The sequence below is a fragment of the Listeria sp. Marseille-Q6474 genome (assembly GCF_946902005.1).
Lineage (GTDB): Bacteria > Bacillota > Bacilli > Lactobacillales > Listeriaceae > Listeria > Listeria innocua.
Genome location: NZ_CAMPPS010000001.1, coordinates 891,165 through 911,758 on the forward strand (window position 1 = coordinate 891,165; position 20,594 = coordinate 911,758).

The 20,594-nt window shown below is 37.3% G+C and carries 23 protein-coding genes; 8 read left to right on the top strand and 15 right to left on the bottom strand.

The window, feature by feature from the left end; translation table 11 throughout:
* Positions 1–163: 163 nt before the first annotated feature.
* The 5 genes from OC533_RS04455 (at position 164) to OC533_RS04475 (ending at position 3,538) form a co-directional block, all read left to right on the top strand.
* Positions 164–598 carry a mannose/fructose/sorbose PTS transporter subunit IIA gene (locus OC533_RS04455; protein WP_033838008.1) on the top strand — a complete coding sequence of 145 codons (435 nt, stop codon included), beginning with the start codon at positions 164–166 and terminating at the stop codon, positions 596–598.
* Positions 598–1,083, top strand: a complete 486-nt coding sequence (locus OC533_RS04460) for a mannose/fructose/sorbose PTS transporter subunit IIB (RefSeq protein ID WP_003765934.1) — start codon at positions 598–600, stop codon at positions 1,081–1,083. The genes OC533_RS04455 and OC533_RS04460 overlap by 1 nt, the downstream gene beginning before the upstream one ends.
* 161 nt (positions 1,084–1,244) lie before the next feature.
* Positions 1,245–2,057 carry a PTS mannose/fructose/sorbose transporter subunit IIC gene (locus tag OC533_RS04465; protein WP_070753454.1) on the top strand — a complete coding sequence of 271 codons (813 nt, stop codon included), beginning with the start codon at positions 1,245–1,247 and terminating at the stop codon, positions 2,055–2,057.
* A gap of 18 nt (positions 2,058–2,075) precedes the next feature.
* Positions 2,076–2,954 (top strand): PTS mannose transporter subunit IID, encoded by an 879-nt coding sequence (locus OC533_RS04470; protein WP_003721898.1) that lies wholly within the window; start codon positions 2,076–2,078, stop codon positions 2,952–2,954.
* Positions 2,955–3,070: 116 nt separating this feature from the next.
* Positions 3,071–3,538: an Lmo0779 family protein gene (locus tag OC533_RS04475; RefSeq protein WP_003761105.1), complete on the top strand. Its 468-nt coding sequence runs from the start codon at positions 3,071–3,073 to the stop codon at positions 3,536–3,538.
* Between the two features lie 50 nt (positions 3,539–3,588).
* Here OC533_RS04475 and OC533_RS04480 read toward each other — a convergent pair whose 3' ends face one another.
* Positions 3,589–3,972, bottom strand: a complete 384-nt coding sequence (locus tag OC533_RS04480) for a hypothetical protein (protein WP_003761103.1) — start codon at positions 3,970–3,972, stop codon at positions 3,589–3,591.
* A 157-nt stretch (positions 3,973–4,129) separates the two neighbouring features.
* Here OC533_RS04480 and OC533_RS04485 point away from each other — a divergent pair, with 157 nt between their 5' ends.
* The gene (locus OC533_RS04485; RefSeq protein WP_194323294.1) at positions 4,130–4,996 is read left to right on the top strand and encodes an ROK family protein; all 867 of its coding nucleotides are present in this window, start codon (positions 4,130–4,132) and stop codon (positions 4,994–4,996) included.
* A gap of 37 nt (positions 4,997–5,033) precedes the next feature.
* On the opposite strand, the gene OC533_RS04490 is transcribed toward OC533_RS04485, so the two are convergent.
* Together OC533_RS04490 and OC533_RS04495 are read right to left on the bottom strand one after the other, a co-directional pair.
* Positions 5,034–5,366 (bottom strand): hypothetical protein, encoded by a 333-nt coding sequence (locus tag OC533_RS04490; protein ID WP_160464086.1) that lies wholly within the window; start codon positions 5,364–5,366, stop codon positions 5,034–5,036.
* Positions 5,367–5,417: 51 nt separating this feature from the next.
* Complete coding sequence (locus OC533_RS04495; protein WP_010990601.1) at positions 5,418–6,347, bottom strand: diacylglycerol/lipid kinase family protein; 930 nt, start codon at positions 6,345–6,347, stop codon at positions 5,418–5,420.
* Positions 6,348–6,524: 177 nt separating this feature from the next.
* Here OC533_RS04495 and OC533_RS04500 point away from each other — a divergent pair, with 177 nt between their 5' ends.
* Positions 6,525–7,514 carry an NADPH:quinone oxidoreductase family protein gene (locus OC533_RS04500; protein WP_194323293.1) on the top strand — a complete coding sequence of 330 codons (990 nt, stop codon included), beginning with the start codon at positions 6,525–6,527 and terminating at the stop codon, positions 7,512–7,514.
* Between the two features lie 38 nt (positions 7,515–7,552).
* Here OC533_RS04500 and OC533_RS04505 read toward each other — a convergent pair whose 3' ends face one another.
* Both OC533_RS04505 and OC533_RS04510 read right to left on the bottom strand, forming a co-directional pair.
* Positions 7,553–8,203, bottom strand: coding sequence for a GntR family transcriptional regulator (locus OC533_RS04505; protein WP_003761094.1), 651 nt, complete (start codon positions 8,201–8,203; stop codon positions 7,553–7,555).
* A gap of 34 nt (positions 8,204–8,237) precedes the next feature.
* Positions 8,238–8,990 (bottom strand): hypothetical protein, encoded by a 753-nt coding sequence (locus OC533_RS04510; RefSeq protein ID WP_010990599.1) that lies wholly within the window; start codon positions 8,988–8,990, stop codon positions 8,238–8,240.
* Between the two features lie 160 nt (positions 8,991–9,150).
* Here OC533_RS04510 and OC533_RS04515 point away from each other — a divergent pair, with 160 nt between their 5' ends.
* Positions 9,151–10,269 carry a GntR family transcriptional regulator gene (locus tag OC533_RS04515; protein WP_185540224.1) on the top strand — a complete coding sequence of 373 codons (1,119 nt, stop codon included), beginning with the start codon at positions 9,151–9,153 and terminating at the stop codon, positions 10,267–10,269.
* 13 nt (positions 10,270–10,282) lie between these two features.
* On the opposite strand, the gene OC533_RS04520 is transcribed toward OC533_RS04515, so the two are convergent.
* The 10 genes from OC533_RS04520 to OC533_RS04565 all read right to left on the bottom strand — a co-directional run bounded on the left by OC533_RS04520 (position 10,283) and on the right by OC533_RS04565 (position 20,588).
* A complete protein-coding gene (locus OC533_RS04520) occupies positions 10,283–11,311 on the bottom strand; it encodes a glycoside hydrolase family 76 protein (protein ID WP_194323292.1) in 1,029 nt (342 codons plus the stop codon).
* A gap of 3 nt (positions 11,312–11,314) precedes the next feature.
* On the bottom strand, positions 11,315–12,568 hold the full coding sequence (locus tag OC533_RS04525) for an ABC transporter substrate-binding protein (RefSeq protein WP_185547087.1): 1,254 nt from the start codon (positions 12,566–12,568) through the stop codon (positions 11,315–11,317).
* Positions 12,569–12,588: 20 nt separating this feature from the next.
* On the bottom strand, positions 12,589–13,464 hold the full coding sequence (locus OC533_RS04530; protein ID WP_003721884.1) for a carbohydrate ABC transporter permease: 876 nt from the start codon (positions 13,462–13,464) through the stop codon (positions 12,589–12,591).
* 11 nt (positions 13,465–13,475) lie between these two features.
* Entirely contained in the window at positions 13,476–14,366 is an 891-nt protein-coding gene (locus tag OC533_RS04535) for a carbohydrate ABC transporter permease (protein ID WP_010990596.1), read from the bottom strand.
* Positions 14,367–14,382: 16 nt separating this feature from the next.
* Positions 14,383–15,681 (bottom strand): glycoside hydrolase family 125 protein, encoded by a 1,299-nt coding sequence (locus OC533_RS04540; protein ID WP_194323291.1) that lies wholly within the window; start codon positions 15,679–15,681, stop codon positions 14,383–14,385.
* Positions 15,682–15,833: 152 nt separating this feature from the next.
* The gene (lplA2, locus tag OC533_RS04545; protein ID WP_194323290.1) at positions 15,834–16,823 is read right to left on the bottom strand and encodes a lipoate protein ligase LplA2; all 990 of its coding nucleotides are present in this window, start codon (positions 16,821–16,823) and stop codon (positions 15,834–15,836) included.
* A complete protein-coding gene (locus OC533_RS04550) occupies positions 16,820–17,701 on the bottom strand; it encodes a metallophosphoesterase (RefSeq protein WP_194323289.1) in 882 nt (293 codons plus the stop codon). Before OC533_RS04550 ends, lplA2 begins: the two co-directional genes overlap by 4 nt.
* 65 nt (positions 17,702–17,766) lie before the next feature.
* The gene (gene hflX / locus OC533_RS04555; protein ID WP_185520541.1) at positions 17,767–19,023 is read right to left on the bottom strand and encodes a GTPase HflX; all 1,257 of its coding nucleotides are present in this window, start codon (positions 19,021–19,023) and stop codon (positions 17,767–17,769) included.
* 326 nt (positions 19,024–19,349) lie between these two features.
* Complete coding sequence (locus tag OC533_RS04560; RefSeq protein WP_194323288.1) at positions 19,350–19,970, bottom strand: flavin reductase family protein; 621 nt, start codon at positions 19,968–19,970, stop codon at positions 19,350–19,352.
* A 9-nt stretch (positions 19,971–19,979) separates the two neighbouring features.
* Positions 19,980–20,588 (bottom strand): alpha/beta hydrolase, encoded by a 609-nt coding sequence (locus OC533_RS04565; protein WP_194323287.1) that lies wholly within the window; start codon positions 20,586–20,588, stop codon positions 19,980–19,982.
* Between the last annotated feature and the right edge of the window lie 6 nt (positions 20,589–20,594).

Sequence of the window (20,594 nt, forward strand, 5' to 3'; positions counted from 1 at the left end):
TTATATAGCGTATTAAGCTCCTATTCACCTTTTAGTACACGCTTACAGAAGCCTTGAACCACTTCTATTAATAAAGGGGGTAGTTTAATACAGAAAAGTTGGCACAGTTTTTGCGTTAGTATTAATGGATGCTTCATATCCACGCTTTAAGGAGGAGATACTTATGCCAGTTGCAATTATTATTGGCACACATGGTGAAGCTGCGCGTGAATTGCTCAAATCAGCAGAAATGATTATCGGCAAACAGGACAATGTTGAATTTATTACGTTTGTTCCTGGAGAAAACACTGATACGCTTATTACCAAATATAAAGAAAAACTAGACAAATTAGATACTTCAGAAGGTGTTATTTTTATGGTCGACTTATTTGGTGGTAGTCCTTATAATGCTTCTAGCCAAATTGCCCTTCCAGAAGAGAATATGGACGTTATAACGGGCGTCAATATCCCAATGTTACTTGAAACACTCTCCATGCGTGCTGCAAGTAATCAAAAAGATCTAGTTAAAACTGCTATAACAGCAGGAAGTGATGGCGTTAAGTCACTGAAAGCATCATTACCAAAAAAAGAAACCGAAGTCGGGGAGGACGATTTATAATGGAAATTCGCTTAGCACGTATTGATGACCGCTTAATTCACGGTCAAGTAGCAACAGTTTGGACAAAAGAAACACAGGTAGAACGTATTATTGTTATTAGTGATGATGTAGCAAAGGATGAAGTGCGTAAAACCCTTCTTACACAAGTAGCACCTCCAGGAGTTAAAGCTAGTGTTGTTGACGTACAAAAAGGAATTCGTGTATACAATAATCCTAAATACGCAAAAACTCCAGTAATGCTTTTATTTACTAACCCAACAGATGTATTAACTTTAGTAGAAGCTGGTGTCAATATCACAACTGTTAATATTGGTGGCATGGCATTCCGCGAAGGTAAACACATGATTACCAATGCAGTTTCTGTCGATGCAACAGACGAAGCAGCATTCCGCAAATTAGACGAAAAAGGAATCGAACTAGAAATCCGTAAAGTCGCTTCTGATAATAAAGTAAAACTCATTCCACTACTTGATAAAGAAAAGTAGGCTTTCATTTTTAAAGTAGAAAGATATGCAAACGTTTAAAGGAAGACCTTTAAAGGGGTGATTCATGAATAAAAGCTCATGTAACAGACGCTTTCATTATTCAGTCATCATATTGAAATTATCTTTTTTATCATTTTAAAGAAAAATTGGGAGGGAAATATATGTCAGCAATACAATTAATCCTTGTATTCCTCGTATCATGTATTAGTGGTATGGGTAGTATTTTGGATGAGTGGCAAACGCACCGTCCATTAATTGCCTGTACATTAATCGGTCTTGTTTTAGGGGATATTACAACCGGTATCATTATTGGGGGAACACTTGAAATGATCGCGCTTGGCTGGATGAACATCGGAGCTGCTGTTGCACCTGATGCTGCACTTGCATCTATTATTTCTACTATCTTAGTTATTACAGGGGGACAAGATATTAGCGTAGGTATTTCGCTTGCGATTCCTTTAGCTGCTCTTGGTCAAGTACTTACAATTCTAGTTCGTACAATTACAGTTGCATTCCAACACATGGCTGATAAAGCTGGTAAGGAAGGTAATCTGCGAAGTCTCGACTGGATACATGTTACAGCACTACTACTTCAAGCAATGCGTATCGCAATTCCAGCCGTTATCGTTGCGGTAACAGTTGGTACTAGCGCCGTAGAAAATTTACTCAATGCCATTCCTGATGTTATTGTTAATGGTCTTAACGTAGCTGGTGGATTTATCGTTGTTGTTGGTTACGCTATGGTTATTAACATGATGTCAGCTAAATATTTAATGCCTTTCTTCTTCTTAGGTTTTGTTGTAGCAGCATTTACTGCCTTCAACTTAGTAGCACTAGGTGTTCTAGGACTAGTTGCAGCAATCGTATATATCCAACTAAATCCTAAATATCAATTGAAAGAAGCTATCCAACAATACGGTGGAGGCGGCGGCGGACGATCAGCGGATGATCTCGACGACGACCTTGACGACTAAGGAAGGGGGAGAAAAAATATGAGTGAACAAATTACAGTTAATGAAAAGAAAATAACGAAAAGTGATTTAATGGGCGTTTTCATTCGTTCCAACCTCTTCCAAGGGTCGTGGAACTTTGAACGTATGCAATCTCTAGGTTTCTGTTTCTCAGTAATTCCAGTAATCAAACGTCTTTATCCTGAAAAAGGACCTGAAAGAGAACAAGCTATCAAACGTCACCTAGAGTTCTTTAATACACATCCATATATGGCCGCTCCTATCTTAGGTGTAACTACTGCGATGGAAGAACAAAAAGCCAATGGTGCTGATATTGACGACGGTGCTATCAATGGTATTAAAGTTGGTCTAATGGGACCACTTGCCGGTGTTGGGGATCCAATTTTCTGGGGAACTGTTCGTCCGGTACTTGCCGCTTTAGGTGCAGGTTTTGCAACTGACGGTAGTATCATCGGGCCAATTTTATTCTTCGTACTATTTAATGCAATTCGTCTAGGTTTCCGTTATTGGGGCGTATTCTACGGATATACAAAAGGTACAGATGTTGTATCTGATATGTCTGGCGGTTTACTTCAAAAACTAACAGAAGGAGCTTCCATTCTCGGACTATTCGTTATGGGTGCCCTCGTTAATAAGTGGACAACAATCTATGTTCCACTTGTAGCTTATACAACCGAAGACTCTAAAACTGGTAAAGACGTTCCAACTACTGTCCAAAGTATCTTGGACCAATTAATGCCAGGTCTTCTTGCCCTTCTACTAACATTCGCTTGTATGTGGATTCTGAAGAAAAAAGTCAATGCTTTATGGCTAATTTTGGGACTATTCGTTGTTGGTATTCTAGGTTACTGGTCTGGTATTTTAGGACTTCCACCAGCTGGGTATTCACCGCTAGGATAATAAACTAAAATGAAAAAGCGGAGAACCGGAATTAGATCCGGTTCTCCCTTTTATTTACTTAATTATGTTACAATATTACTAAACTATACCAATGATAGATTGTGAGTGATAACTAAATGGTTTGGGATGCTACTAATATCTTTTTATTCATTGCCAACATATTGACGTTACTGTATATCTTGTATAATGATGCAGTAATTCCTCTTTCAAAAGGTAAAACAGTCTTAAGTGTCAAATTGCGTTCTCGTGGACGTTGGGATGGCTATATTTTCGTTGGAATCATTGTTCTTTTATTTGTTTCCAATACATTCTTTCGTGAAGGTCCGTTCTCTACGTCGGTATTACTTGCTGTTATGGGTGTATTATTCATCTATATTTGTTTCTTCCGTAGTTCAAAAGCTGTTTTTAAAGAAACAGGACTTTATTATGCCCTTCTGTTCTTCCCATACGCTAAAATCGAACGAATGAATTTATCGGAAGACGGTGTGTTAGTCATTGAAACTAATCGCCAACGTTTGATGCTCTTTGCAAGATCTGAAAAAGATTTAGAAAAAATGCTCGCTGTATTTACTACATATAGCTAAAAAACGCCGCGCTCACCTTCCCTTTTAAGAGAATGGAGCATGGCGTTTTTTTATATACCAACATTACTTAATTCTATTTCCGGAATAACAAATTCAACAAATCTTCCATGGAGCATTTCGATTTCTTCGCTGAATTTCGTATCAAAACAAATAATACTTTCTTCTAGACGGAGTACCGCAAAGCCATCTTCCTCGTAGTCCTCTAACTTACCAACTACATGAACTAAGCCATCTTCATCTATTTCTAATAAACAATGTTTTTCTTCACTTTCATGCAAAAGTTCCGCGGTAATCATATCAGGTATCGTAATTTCTACCGTGTAAACCCTACTTGGTTCTGGGTCTTCATCGGCCCATATACCAACGCATTCACCATATTCACTACTAAAAGCGATTCTGCCGTCAGTCAATTTTTTTTGAACCTTTATCTCCACTAACCATTTCCTCCTGCGCTTCAAATTCTTGCTTTATTATAGCACAAAACTCGAAAGTGACGGTAATTTTTAGCAAAGTAATTTCACTTTTTATTTGTCATTTGTCTTATTTAAAAGTATGATAAGTATATACTTTTTATAAAAAGGAGATCGGATTATGACGATACTAGCATTTGATATGGGTGGTACCGCAGTGAAGTATGGCGTTTTAACAACAGAAGGCGCAATACTAGAAAAGGGTAAATTTACAACTCCGGATAATTTGGATGAAATGATACAATTATTGGTGGATGTGAAATCTAATTATGGCTACTCTTTCCAAGGTGCTGCTTTTAGTTGTCCTGGTGCAGTAAATAATGAAACCGGCATCATTGGCGGAGCGAGCGCAATTCCTTACATACATAACTTTCCTTTAAAACAATTACTTGAAGAAAAACTCGGGCTTCCGGTTACAATGGAAAATGACGCCAACTGTGCGGCTTTAGCAGAAGTTTGGATTGGAGCAGCTAAAGATAAACAAGATATTATTTTTATGATACTTGGAAGTGGCGTAGGTGGCGCGGTTATTCGTGGTGGTAAAGTACATCATGGCGCGAATTTACATGGCGGCGAATTTGGTTATATGTTGATGGACCGTGATGGACACACACTTAGCGAGCTTGGTACTGTCGTAAATGCTGCTACTCGGATTTCAGAACGCCTTGAACTCCCTGCGGATAAAGTGGATGGCCATCTTATTTTTAAGCTTCGTTCAGACGGAAATGAGGTCGCCAAAGAAGAACTTGAGACAATGTTTTATTATTTAGCTCGAAGTATTTTTAATTTACAGTATGCACTTGATCCTGAGATGGTTGTGATCGGTGGCGGTGTGAGTGAACGTCCTGATTTTATAACTGAACTAAATAGCTACGTCGATCAAGTAAAGGCGAGTGTTCCGATTGCTACTATTCTCCCAACTGTAGTTAGTTGTCAGTTCGGGAATGATGCCAACTTAATTGGTGCAACTGCCTTTCATTTAGCATAAAAAAAGAAGCTGGACACTTTGCTGCGCCAGCTTCTTTTTATCCTAATTTTTCTGGTTCACCGCGGCTTTCTAATACTTTTTTGACCGCTTCAAGCCATTTCTTTTGTTTATTTACAACAAATTGATACTTCACACCTGAAATCATATCTACTTCTAAAATGTTGGATAATAACTCTTTTCCAAGAATTTTTGTTCGGACTCCGCGAATTTTAGAGACGCGGTTCAGTGGAATATTGATTTCTTCGTCAAAGTAATCATTTGGCTTGTGTACAATGTAAGTTTCGGTCAAATAAAGCTTCCCAGGGACCGCTTTAAAACCATTTTTCGCATTGGCAAGACCTTTATGAATGACTTCTAATTCCTCTTCCATAAAGCTTCTCATCTCCTTATTCTTCTACATTTATAATAACAACGCTAGCTGTTACTTTTTCAGTATGAATGGACCGAAGCGCTTCTGGCTGCTTTTTTTAGGTGCGAGGATGTTCAAATGGCTTCCAAGGACTTCAATCTCGGCTGGAACGCCTGGACCTGGATCGCCGTCCACATTAATGCTTAAGTCGTCCCCGCTTGCATCAATCGTTAATTTCTTCGTTTTAATATAAACAACGCCATCGCTATTTTTTAAATTACCTCGAATTAATTGCGGAATCATATTTGCCGCATCAAGTAGTCCGAGTTTAGTTAACACGACGACATGAAGATAACCATCATCGATTTTGGCATCAGGAGCCCATGATTCCATTCCGCCGACTGATTTCGTTAAGCCAGCCACAACAAGAGCTGCCTCACCTTCCCATACTTCCTCGTCATATTCTAGTTTAAAATGAAGTAGTTCATTGCGGTTAAATGCTTTTAAGCCTTCTAAAAAGTATGCTACTGAACCAAATTTCGTTTTTTGTTCTACGCTCACTTGGTCAACAGCTTGCGCAATCATTCCAATCGCTAATACGTTCATAAAATATTGATCGCCAATTCGGCCGATGTCCATTGGAATTGCTTTTGCTTTTTCAAGCGCTTGAATTGCTTTTTCGGGTTTTAGCGGTATTCCTACTGAACGCGCCAAATCATTGACGGTTCCAAGTGGAATAAAGCCGAAATCTGGTCGTTTTTCATGGATTGCTAAACCATTTATAGTTTCATTTAGCGTTCCATCACCGCCCATTGCGATAACTGCGTCAAATCCTTGTTCCGATGCCCAAGACGCAAATTCCGTTGCATCTCCTGCTTTTTCTGTTAAACGTACTTCTACTTCATCATATCGTTTTTTTAAGACTTCTTCTGTTTTCCCTTGATAAGTTTTTCCTTTTTCTTTACCTGATGATGGATTCACAATCAATAGTGCCTTACCCATCGCACTCACCCTCTCTTGCAAAAAAATTCTATTTATATTTTCACACATAATATAGGCATCTTCACTACTATAGTTTACCTTGAAATGGGGATTTGTACCAGTCACAGCCTTGAAAAATGCCGAAAAAAGTCGTAAAGTGAAGATGAACACAAAATAGAGTTGTGGAGGAATTTATAAATGAAATCATTTCAAGCGCTTTTCATTGAAAAAGAGGCAGACAATACTTCACTTCATTTTAGAGAAACTACTTTAGATAACTTACCAGAAAATGAAGTAACAATTGAGGTTCACTATTCTGGTATTAATTACAAAGATGGGCTAGCAGTACTTCCTGATGGAAAAATTGTGAAGGAATATCCTTTTATTCCGGGAATTGATGCAAGTGGTGTCGTTGTTGAATCAAAATCAGCTCGTTTTAAGGCCGGTGATGAAGTTATCGTAACAAGCTATGATTTTGGTGTTAGCTATTTTGGTGGCTATAGCGAAATTATCCGGGTTCCTGCTGAATGGGTGGTCGCTTTACCAAAAGGTTTATCGCTCAAAGAAGCTATGGTACTAGGAACAGCAGGCTTCACAGCAGCTCTCTCGGTCGATGCGCTGGAATTTAGCGGCGTAACACCAGATGCTGGAAAAATCGCTGTGAGTGGCGCTACTGGCGGCGTTGGTAGCCTTAGCACAGCCATCTTAGCTAAAAGAGGATATTCAGTCGTAGCTTCTTCAGGAAAAAAAGACGCAGAAACATTTTTACATAAACTAGGCGCGAAAGAAGTCGTTCCCCGCGAAGCATTCCAACCAGAAAAAATCCGCGCTCTAGATAAACAACTATATGCAGGAGCGATTGATTGTGTTGGCGGAAAACCACTTTCATACTTACTAACTGCTGTAAAATACGGCGGGGCAGTAACGACATGTGGTATGTCAGCCGGCGGAAAATTAGATACAACTGTTTTCCCTTTTATCTTGCGTGGGATTCAACTTTTTGGTATTGATTCCGTTCTTTGTCCAATGCCAAAACGAGAACGCATCTGGAAACGACTTGCAACAGATTTTAAATTAACTAATTTAAATGAGCTTGCTACTGAAATCAATTTTTCTGAATTACCAGCTGCCCTTCACCAAATTATGAATGGCGGAATAACCGGAAGATATTTAGTAAAAATAAAATAAAAAAAGCATTGTCCCCATTCAAAAGGGACAATGCTTTTTTACCGATAAGCGACTAATACATGCGCATCAATGACTTGATCAATAATCGCCATACATTCATCGTAATTTTGTGCTTCAAGCGCATCGATAAAACGCTGAATATTAGCGATTGTTTTAACACAAGCGTTTTGAGCGATTTTAATTACTTCCTCATCACCAAACTCTTGAATATTATTAAAAAAGTCATTGCTAATTTTTAAGTAGTAATTATTTTTCATATAGGTTAATAAATCATTAACAAACCATTTTTCATATTCAAAATAAACTGCTGGATCACTTGGTTCTACATCACGTTCAATTTCTACTAACTTAGCGACTACGCGCATCTTATTAAAACTGATTTTTTTAGTACGAATTTTTTGAATGGCTTGTTTTAAAAATAAACCAAGAATTTCAGTCATTTCAAAATAACGTTCTTTATTAATAATACTGTCCCGAACAAAAGCGCCGCGGAAATCATTATATTCCACATATCCATCTGCAGCAAGCATCCCGATTGCTTTACGAATGGGCGTCCGACTAATACCAAGCTGCTCTGATAACGTGTTTTCTATTAAGCGATCACCTGGCTTTAGTTCCCCGTTTCTAATCTTCTTTTTAATTTCCCGATAACAAACACTTTCTCTAGTCTCTTTGCGTTTGGTTGTCATTACTTTGCCTCCTAAGTATGCCTAAAAAATTATGTTATAAAAAGGACCGTGATGTAATAATCTCTTTCAAAAAATCGTTTTCATTCACTTTTTTCTCCATCGCCAAAAAGGGATGGTAACTCGTATTTTCTGTGACTAACATAGCTGTTTGAATAGCAATTATTTCTTTTGTTAGTTCGTGCTCTTTTTTTGCATTTATTTCTGATTTAGAACGAATAACTGACATAATCGTAATCCCGAAAAAATACAATACTATTGCCATGACGATAATGATCACTGCCGCAATAAGTCGTTCCGCTACATTATTCATTAAAAATAGAAAAGACCCGCCTAATATAGCTAAAAATGCAGCTATAAAAACGCCTATCATCGTACTAAGTGGCTTATAGTTCTTTTTCTCTTCCGCCATTTCAGAGTGAATAAACCGAAGCAGTTTTTCTAAGTCGTCTCTTGAACTGAAACCACTTTTTTCTAAATAAGCAAATAATAAATAGCGACGCATAACTGCTAACTCTTTAAAATTACGCAACTGATAACGGGTTTTAATAAATTTTTTCGCCCGATTATAAATCAATAGGTAATAAAAAAGTGGAATACAGAGTAAACTAACCAAAATTACTGGAATAAAAAAACGATTATCCACTAAATTCATGACTATAACATTACCAACAATTAAAAGCAGCACTAATAAAAAAAACGCTCTCCAAAAACCTTTCATAAAGCTATGTATTAAATTCCAGCTACTAAGTTTTTTAAAATAAAAATCGTTTAATTTTTTTATAGCCATTTCTACACCTTTTCCTTTTTTTCCTAAATTTAAGTTTAACATGAGTCATCCATTTATTAAAGTTTGTAAAGAGATTTTCACTTTTTTATCGTAATTAGTTTACATTATGCTTAAAATTAAATATAATTAATATTATAAAATATATTTAATGGGTGAGTAAATGAAAACACTACTATATCAAAAAGTTTATGATCAACTAAAATTATCCATTCAAGAAGGCAAGATTCCTGTTGGTAGCAAAATGCCGACTGAAAATGAATTAATGGCTCAATTTGATGTGAGCAGTATTACGTTAAAAAAAGCGCTAGAATTATTAAAAAAAGATGGTTATATTTCAAGGCGCCCTCGTGTCGGTACTTTTGTTATTAATGACTCGCCAAATAGTGAGCAAATCGAAACGAGGAAGTTCGATAAACCACTTTTTGGTTGTATTATGACGAATTTCGACGATACTTTTGGAACGATTTTATTATCCGGTATGCTAGAGCACAGTGACTCTAAAGCTCATATTATTGTAAAAAAATCACTGGGAGATACTGAACGAGAAGAAGAAATACTGCAAGAATTTATTGAAATGAATGTTGCTGGGATACTGATTTTACCTGCTAGTTCTAAATTTGTTTCACCAACCTTACTGGAGCTTGCTTCTCAAAAATTCCCTTTAGTTGTGATAGATCGTACGTTAGAAGGTCTACCAATATCCTCTATTAGTTCTGACAATACAGAAGCTGGTCGTATTATTACAGAGAAATTATTTGAACTTGGTCATAAGCACATTGGAATGATAACGTCTACTAGTCCAGTTTCTACGCTTGATAGTCGAGTGAACGGCTTTATTCGTGGACATGCATCTTTCCATACCGCTTTTCATTCTGATTATGTTTTTCGTGAAATTGAATCAGTGATGCCAAATTCAACGGTTTCGATTCAAACAGATATTGATAAAATTGCTCATTTTTTAGAAACACATCCAGAAATTACTGCCCTTGTAGCGACAGAATACAATATCGCCCTTTTGATAAAACAAGCATGTAATAAGTTAGGCAAATCTATTCCTACTAATTTATCTGTGGTTTGTTTCGATCATCCGGATAATTTTTTTGATACCTCCGCATTCCAATTTACACATATAAAACAAGCACAGTATGAAATAGGAGTTAAAGCAGTGGATATGCTGTTAAATCAAGTGCTTAAACCAGATACGATAAATAAAGAAACTTTACCTCCAATGCTTGTAGAAGGAGATTCAGTCGAGCCACTAAAAAGCACCTCCAAGTAGGAGGTGCTTTTTTCTAATGTTCTAATTTTGCAGCCATTTCAAGTGCGATCATTCCACTTAATTCTGCTGAATAAGGAATTTTTCCAGAAGGTTTTTCTTTCCAATTCATCCCCATTAACAAATATCCATCTACTTTTGCGTTTTCAACGAGTATTTGACAACTATTTAGTACAAAATCTCGGTAAGTTTTATTCGCCGTTTCTTCTATTAAATCTGTAAAATATCTGTAAAAGATTCCTTTGAAAAGCCCTTCGTCTCCGCCATTTCCTTCATCTTTAAATATACCATCTTCTGTTAATTCTTTTAATGATATAGCCGCAGTTTTATTCGCAGTGACTAAATATTTTGCTTCTTTAGTGATACGGTATAATTCTAAATTAGCTCCGATATACACACCTTGGTTATAAGTGAATTTCCATTCATAATCAATGGTTCCATCTTCTAAACGATTAATTCCATCTTCAACAAAACCATCTTCACGTACAAGTACTTTAGTTTGCCATTCGTAGGTTTTCATTGCCCACTCTAAATATTTCGTTTCATTAAGTTCATTATATAGCCAACAAGAAAGAATAATAAACGGTGCATTCACGGGCGTGTTTTTATAATACATTTGTGGTCGACGCCAAGCAAAGCCACCTCCCATGATGTCGTTCCAACCAGTATCCACTAAATCTTGCCAAACCAACTGTGCATCTTCTAAATAAATTGGTTTCCCAGTCGCTTTATATAGACGATAAGCCGCAAGTGCGTTCCAAAGCATATCATCATAAAAATCATGAATAAGCGTTCCACCATTTCTGTTTTTATTATGCAGATATGTGTTTTCGGCTACCTCCAAATCCGTTTGTTTTTTTGTACGTAAGTAAGCATCTAATCGTACTTCCACCAAGTGAGCTAGCCACCAATAATTAAAAACCTTATTATCTTCTTCCGGATTTTCTGTCGGATAAAAGTTATTTAAAAATTGTTCTTTTGTATCCGCAAGATAAAATTTTTCTAAACTTTGTTGAGCTAAATTTGCATATTCGGACCATTTCATCGTTTATTTATCTCTCTCTTCTTTTAAAATTTGGTTTCCTTCTTTTTCAGCTTGTGATAAAGCTTTTTCCGCTGAAATATTACCATTCATGAATTTCTCAAATTGAGGTTTCATTGCTAAACCTTCTACATCTGCATAACCTGCCACAGTCGGACGGATTTTAGCATATTTCATTGTATTTACAAAAACAGAATAATTGGGGTCTTTTGTAAAGTATTCATTTTCAGCAGCAATTTTATTCGCTGGTAACCAACCACTAATTTTAGCAAACTCTACACCATTTTCTGGTTTTGTTGTCCACCACTTCATAAAGTCCCATGCGCCGTCTTTATGTTCCGCTTGTTTAGGCATTACTAATCCAAATCCGCCCATGATCGCGCCTTTATCACCATTTGGTCCTTTTGGTGGTTCTACTACACCGTAATCAAGATTCTCTACTTTATTATAATCCGCTAAAGCCCATGGACCGTTGTATGTCATTGCTTCTTTTCCAGCTGCAAAAGCATCAGAACCATCATCAAAACCACGTTGGTATACTTTTAAATCATTTTGCATTTTATCCCAGTAATTAAGTACTTCTAATCCTTGTTCTGAATTGAATGCCGTTTTTTTATTATCAGGAGTTACTAGTTCGCCACCTGCTTGCATTAAATATAAGTTAAACAAGCCAACATCTTGAAGCGACATTCCTGCTTGCGTCATTTTATTTCCATCCCATTTCGTTGTTTTTTGCGCAGCAGTTGCTAATTCATCCCATGTAGTTGGTGGTTTTACGCCAGCTTCTTGTAATAATTTTTTATTGTAAAATAGAATTCGGTTATCATTTAATAGTGGTAAACCATATAATTTATCACTATAGGTCATTTCTTTCACTGATTCTTCATAAAAATCGTCCATCTTCACGTTGTCTTCTTTGACAAGTTTATCTAGTGGTTCAAGCACTCCTTTTGGTGCATAAAGAGCTGTTTGATAGCGATCCCACATAATAATATCAGGGAGTTCGCCACCTGCAATTCCGGTTAATAATTTTTCTTCCACATTTTCTTGCATTACATATTTTACTTTATATTTATCTTGTGACTTATTATAACTATCGATTTGTTTCTCTAACTGTTTAATCTGATCTCCTGACCAAGAGCCCCACATAACAATTTCTTCTTTTCCGTCCTTATCCTTACTACTGTCTGAACCTCCACCACAAGCCGCTAAACTGAGTAACAACACCATACTAAGAATTGCTAACAATACTTTTTTCATCCTATACACTCCTTTTTAGTTTATTTACCGCCATTATGCGCAATACCTTCTACAAAATATTTTTGTGCAAAAATAAAAACAAACAATACAGGAATGGTGGAAACAATTGTCCCAGCCATTAAAGCCCCATAATTGGCACTTTCGTTATATTGAAAGGAAGCAAGTCCTACTTGAACTGTCATCATTTTTTGTGAATTAAGAACAATCAATGGCCACATAAACTGATTCCAGCCAGCCTGAAATGTCATTATTCCAAGGGTAGCAAGTGCTGTTTTAGCAAGTGGCATATAGATTTTCCAAAAGATTTTAAACTCCGAACAACCGTCTATTCTTGCAGCTTCCGAAAGTTCATCTGGCAAAGTTTCAAAGAACTGTTTCATGAAGAAAATCGAAAACGCTCCAGCAGCTCCTGGAATCAAAATTGCCCAGTAAGTATTAATAAAACCCATTCCTCCATGACCAGTAATATCATTACCGCCCATCAGCGGGAAATTCTTTAATACTAAAAACGATGGAATCATTGTTACTACAGCTGGAATCATCATACTTCCTAAAAATGTCATAAAAAGACCTTTTTTCCCTTTAAAAGGAAGCTTAGCAAAAGCATAACCTGCTAGTGATCCAAAGAATAAATTAGTGAGCACTCCACCAACTGCAAGGATTAAAGAGTTGACTAGATAGCGAGCAAATGGAGTTGTACTAAATACATCTTTGTAATTATCCCAAGTAAACATTTTAGGAATTAAATTCATGCTATTACTTAAAATTTCACTCGTTGGTTTAAAGGAAGTAGATACTGTCCAAATAAGCGGGAAAACAGTCACTAAACTAATTAGAAGTACTGCAATATACCAAATGAACGACTTGCTCCCTTTTTTTAATTTTATGGTATTCATACCAACCCTCCTTAAGCTGTTCTATCTTCTTTATTCACACGCATATTAATAATCGAAAATACTAGTATAATTAAAAATAGTACAAAAGAAATCGCGGAAGCATAGCCCATTTTTAATCCTCCAAAGCCTTCATTGTAAATATAGTAAACAAGGGTGATAGTTGAGTTTCCTGGCCCGCCTTTTGTTAAAACATATGCCTGATCAAACACCTGAAAAGCATTGATAATTAGCATTGTAGTTACGAGAAAAGTAGTCCGTGAGAGGGATGGCCAAGTGACATAACGAAACGTTTTCCATCTTGAAGCGCCTTCAATTTTAGAAGCTTCATATAAGTTAGCTGGGATGCCTTGAAGACCAGCAAGAAAAATCATCATATTAGTTCCAAATGTCATCCAAACGCTCATCATCACAATCGCAAACATCGCCCAGTTCGAATCATAAAGCCATGCTGGGCCATTAATTCCAAACCATCCTAAAACACGATTAATCAAACCATACTGCGGATTAAGCAACCAATACCAGATAGTCGCTGTGGCTACCGTAGAGCATAATACCGGCACATAAAAAAATGTCCGAAATAAACCTGCTCCTTTTTTATTCATATTAATCAAGATAGCAGCTCCAAGCGATGCTACAAGACCAAGTGGTACAAACAAAGCTGTGTAGATAATCGTATTCTTTAATGAAATGAGAAAATAAGGATCTCTAAACATTTTTATGTAGTTGTCAAAGCCGATCCAATTGGGAGAATTAACAATATCATAATCTGTAAAACTGACAAACAGAGCCATTCCAATTGGAAGAATCATAAAAATTGCCAGTAATAAAACTGGAAGCGCAATAAAAAGGTAAGCCATTCGTTGTTGATGTATTTGAACAGATTTATTTCTAATCGTTGCCATCATTAAGCCTCCTTTGTTAGTTCTTTAAAACATTTGCCATTCGAAATCCAGCTACATCAAGAATTAATTCGCAAAACATCATATTTGCCCAGGAAAACCATTCACGCGTAAAGTCTTCCGGGTGATCTGGATGAAACGATTCATGCATTAATCCAGTTCCTGCATCCGTTCTTAACAACATTTGTAAAATCTCCAGTTTTTCTGATGTATCGTTTGCAGTGAGTCCTTGAATCGCCAGTCCAATTGGCCAAATATATCCTTTTGGTGTATGCGGACTACCAATTCCTTTTGCAAGCTCACCTTCAAAATAATACGGGTTTGACTTACTTAAAATAAACTTCCGCGTGTTCTGATAAATTGGCGACTCTTTCTCAAGATATTGGATGATTGGCATAGAGAGTAGACTTGGAACATTGGCATCATCCATCAATAATTGATTTCCAAGCCCATCTACTTCAAATGCAAATATTTCACCAAAAGTCGGATGATTATATGTACCAAATTTTTCGATTCCTAATTGAATATCATTTTGTAAGGTAACTGCTTGTTTTATCGTTTCTATTTCGCTTGGGTAAAAAGCTTCTATAATTTCTTTGGCATAACCTAAAACTACTACTGCAAACATATTTGAAGGAATAAGATACCCATATTCGCAAGCATCATCACTTGGTCTAAATCCTGACCAAAGCATACCCGTGTAAGCTGTTTCTGTTCCTAATCCGTTCCTTTTTAAAGTATCAGAAGGAACACAGTCCAGCCGTTCAAAACGATAAGGCGATTTTGTTTCATGATGTTGTTCTACTTCCCATAAAGCAAAAATTGTTTGTAACATCTTGAAGAATGCAGCGTCAAATTGTTCTGTTCTTCCAGTAATTTTCCAAATAAAATACGCTAATTGAATCGGATAGCATAACGAATCAATCTCATATTTTCGTTCCCATACTTGTGGATGCATTTCCGTTTTATCAGCTTGATGCCCAGCTCCATTTGGCGTTTCATTGAAAGCGTTAGCATAAGGATCAATTCCAACTAAACGGACTTGTTCTTTGCTAAGACCAATCAACATCGACTCAATTTCTTCATTTTCTTTAGCGAAAAGCAGGAACGGTCGTACTTGGCATACGGAATCACGTAACCACATCGCTGGAATATCCCCTGTTAAAATAAATGTGAGACCATTTTCCCTGATTTTAATGGTGGTGTCTAATGTGTTTTCCATACACTTTTCATACATGTCAGCTAATTTTTGATTATTTAGTTCTTTTTTTATTTTTTCGGTGCTTGTTTGTATAAAAGCGCGGTTTGCGATAACCAAATTATTCACTCCTTTTAATTAATTATACTTAATTAGTATTTATCATATTTAAATAATACTATATATATTTAATTTCTGTCAATATAAAAATGAAATCGTTTTCTTTTATACACAAAAAAACTCTGAGAATCTATATCTCAGAGTTTTAATCCTTATTCAAACAACATATCTAATATCGCTTCTTTTTCAATATTACCAAAATAAGCTTTTGTATTTACGTTTTCCCAAGCATGTTGGACTGCAGATCGCTCAAAACGGCAACCGATTAATTTAGCTGCTAACTCACTAACATCTTCTGTGCCAAAGAAATCACCATAAATTATCGCTTCAGCCACTTGACCTTTATTTAAGGATAGCTGAAATTCGATAGTGCCGGCGGGAAATCTTTTTTTGCGTTTGATGGTTGCTTTTGGGGATTTTCCGTAAGTCCAGTCCCAATTCCGATACCGCTGAGTGCGTAATTTTTCTATTTCGATTTTATCTTCCGCGGTGAAATTATATTTCGGTATATCTGTCGTTTCAAAAATCGACTCAAGTAAAATCTGCTTAAAGGCTTGAATATCCATATCTTCTGCTAAGTGCTCGCGAATAGTTGTCACACGGCTGCGCACAGATTTAACGCCTTTAGATAAATATTTTTCTGGATCGACTTGCAGTGCTTGTTCTAACATAGATAAATCCACATCAAAAAGTAGCGTTCCGTGGCTATAAAGTCGCCCTTTCGTCGCAAATTGCGCATTACCGCTTATCTTTTTGCCGTCCACCTCAATGTCATTTCTTCCGCTGAGTTTGGCATTTACACCTAATTTTTGAAGTGCTTGAATAACCGGTTCTGTGAATCTGGCAAAGTTTTGAAAACTATTCCCATCGTCTTTTGTAATCATACTAAAACTAATATTTCCTTCATCGTTGTAGACTGCCCCGCCACCCGATAACCGACGCAACACATCGATATTATGTTCTTTTACAAAGGAATGATTAATTTCTTCTAATGTGTTTTGATTTTTACCAACAATAATCGTTGGCTTCATTCGGTAAAACATAAAATAGGTTTCATTTTCATCTAAAAAACGGAGCGCATATTCTTCCATTGCAAAATTATATGCTTGGTCAAGCACGTCTTCATTGTCTAAATAAATCAATTTTCTCTAGCATCCCCTTTTGCTTTAAGCGTAATTCGAATGATTTCTGGATCATTAAATAGACGCGGCAGCTTAGTTACATTTCCTAAACCACGGCTGACGATAAGCGATTTTCCGCCAGCTGAGTGAGTTCCCGCTGTCCATTTTGGCATAAAGCCTTGTCCTGGTGCAAAAAGTCCTTCTGTGAGTGGCAGCCTAAACTGACCGCCGTGCGCGTGACCAGATAAGACTAAATCAACCGGATAACCTTGATAAAGTGGCCAAAATTCTGGACGATGAGCGAGAAGAATCGTAAAGTAGTCCGGGGATAAATTAGTTGTCGCCTCATCTAGCGCTTCTTTTAATGCTTCTTCTTCCCAAACTTGTTTAGGCAATTCTTTCTCCGCCCAGTCATCTCTAACAAATCGCGGATCTTTAACACCAGCTACCATGATCGCCGCACCATCTTTTCTCAGAAAATAGCGTTCGTTTTCAAGGACAGCTACATGATGTTTTTCCATGTCCGCTTTAAAATCTTCATAAAATGCGCTTCTACCTTCGTGGTTTCCGCTCACATAAAAGACCGGAAATTCTTTTGCTAATTTACGGACGACTGCCATTGTTACAAAAGGAGACTCATCACCATCAATCATATCTCCCGTTAAAAAAACAGCATCTGGCGCTAGTTGATTCACGATACTAAGCAAAGGATTATTATATAAACCAAAACTCGCACTATGCAGATCAGACAGCTGAACAAAAGCTGCGCCGTCCCATTCTGCCGGAATTTTATCTGATACTATTTCATAATCTGTTACAGTTAAATGTTTGGTTGACCAGTATGCATATCCTGTGAAAGCAGCAACTGCACCAAGTATACCCCATCCAGTTTTTTTCATAGCTAGAAATCTCCTCACTAAATTTGCTGTATGTTTCATTATAGCAAATTCAGCTGGAACTCGCTTTACTCAGCTACTTGGTATTCTGCTAGCTTCTGTAAATCGGCCGGACTAACTTCAGCCACAATTTCTGTGCCGTTTTCCAAGTATTCAGTAGCTAAAACATCTGCATGATCGTTTAAATAAGCAACAACTTGCCCCGCTTCAAACGGAATTAAGAAAGTTGCTTTTTCATAGCTGGCAAAAAGTTCTTTACGAATCACTTCGGTTAAAAAGACTAAACTTTCTTCTTCACGCGCGGAAAAGACAATTGTATTTTCCGTTTGCTTAGGATAAATTTCTCCTTCTATCAAATCTGCTTTGTTGTAAGCATAAATAACTGGAACGTCCTCCACACCAACAGCTTTCAACGTTTCTTCAGTCGTTTTCATCATTGTTTTATAATGCGGATCGGAATAATCTACCACATGTATGAGTAAATCTGCATCACGTGCTTCTTCTAGTGTGGAGCGGAATGCTTTCACTAATTGATGCGGAAGTTTGCTAACAAAACCAACTGTATCTGTGAGTAAAAATTGCTTGTTATCCGGTAAAACAATTTCGCGCACACTTGTTTCAAGCGTAGCAAACAGCATATCTTTCTCAAAAACTTGTTTGTCCGCAGTTTCGCTATAAGCACGCACTAAACCATTCATCGTCGTTGATTTTCCAGCATTGGTATATCCAACAAGTGACACCACAGGAATCTCATTTTTCTTCCGTTTGCGACGACGTACTTCGCGGTCATCTACGAGCATGTCTAGTTCTTTTTGTAAATGGCGGATTTGATGTTTGATGGTACGACGGTCGGTTTCGATTTTCTTTTCACCCGAACCACGGTTACTAAGTCCGCCTTTTCCGCTTTGTTGGTCCATATCTTCCCCTTGTCCAAAAATTCGCGGTAATTCATATTGTAATTTGGCGATTTGGACTTGGAGTTGAGCTTCTTTAGTTTTTGCTCGGTTTGCAAAGATAGCGAGTATTAGCCCAGTCCTATCCATTACCTCAAGCTCGAGCGCTTCTTCTAAATTCCTAATTTGCGACGGCGAAAGTTCATCGTTAAAAATAATCAAGCGGGCATCCTGCATTTCTGCTAAGCCTTTGATTTCATCCACTTTTCCTTTTCCGACGTAAGTAGCACGATTTTCACGATCGATATTTTGTCGTAATTCGCCCACTACTTCCATATTATTTGCAGCCGCTAAATTGGCTAATTCTTCCATTGAATAATCAAAATCTTTTTGTTTTTGGCTAACACCAACGATTAATACATTTTTTTCCATAAAAAAGGACCTCCTGAAATAGATTCAGCGCGGTCAGGGTTTTTGAGTAGATGAAAACACAAAAACAGCATCAAAAGATACTAGCTTGCCTTCAAATGAAAGTATTTCGCCTTCATTCTACCCATATTTATTTTGGGTGCCATACATGCACGCAAGACCAATCCCGTTACCCATACTAAATAAGCATGGATATTCCCGCACTATTAAATTAGTTGCATAGATTTTTTGGGAAACGTAGTCTAATATAACGCATGATGGGCAACCCTCCGTTCATTTAAGTTGCCCCTAGTTTAACATGGTCGCCTTTGTTTCGCAACTATTTCTCGTTAATTAGGCCTTTCAATCCGGAAAATATCGCCAAGATTCGTGTAGTCATTCCCGGCCAAACGAGCAACTGGCGCAAGCTTTTCTGGTAAAATATAGTGATGCTTTTCGTCAAACACTTCATCTGCAAAATCGTACGTCAAAATACGTGCCAGAATTAAATCAGAAACAACCTCATCAGCATCATTCTTAATTGGAATAATTTGTTCTAGTTTAGCTGTAAGCACGATATTGGCCTCGGAAATCTTCGGAGTTTTCATTCCAGGAACTTGCTCTAAATGCAAGCTTGTCTTATCGATTTCGCTTACATCTGGTGCAAGTCTTGCCGCAGTTTTATTCATTTCTTCCACAAATTCCTCGCTAACAATATGGATGTTTAATTCTTGCGTAAAAGCCGCATTCCTCGCTGTATCTTTTTGCTTGCCATCTGCGCGTTGAACCGCAATCGATACTATTGCGGGATCACTCGAAACGACATTAAAAAAACTGAACGGGGCGGCGTTAACCGTCTCCCCGTCTTCAGCAAGTGTTGTTACAAAAGCAATTGGTCGTGGAATAATACTTCCTGTTAAAAATTTATAGTTTTCTTTTTGGGATAAATCTGCACTTTTAAAAATAGTCATTTATTTACCTCATTTCTGGTTGTTTTGATACCATTTTTTTGCTTCTTCTAGTTCTTCCATAGTCAAGGAATGGCCAGCAGCTGTCCAAACTGTTTCGACTTTCGCGCCCCGTTTTTCGAGGATTTCCACTAATTCTTCGGATGCTTTTGCGGTAATAAGTGGATCATTTAAGCCGGCTGACAGAAATACATTGCGGTGGCTAATTGAAAACTCGGGTTGTTTATTTCCAGCTGGCATCGCGTGAAACAAAATTGCTTTATGAAAACTATCTTCCGCTTGAAGTAGTGCGTTGGCTGCAATATTGGCACCGTTCGAATAACCTACCGCAATCATTCGTTCAAAATCCAGTTGATATTGCTCCGCTAACTCGCGTGTCGTCTTGATTAATTCTGCAGTTTTAAACTCCAAATCCTCTAAATCTAAGCTGCCATCATGAAACCTTTTGAAAAATCGATTTGCTCCGCCTTCTTTAATATCACCGCGTAATGATAAAACAGCAGCATCACTATTAATAAATTCCGCTATTTCAACAAGCGACTTTTCATCGCCACCTGTCCCGTGAAGTAGTAATAACGGTGCTAAATTGTTATTTTTTCCAGGAATAAAAATGTGTTCCATACGTTT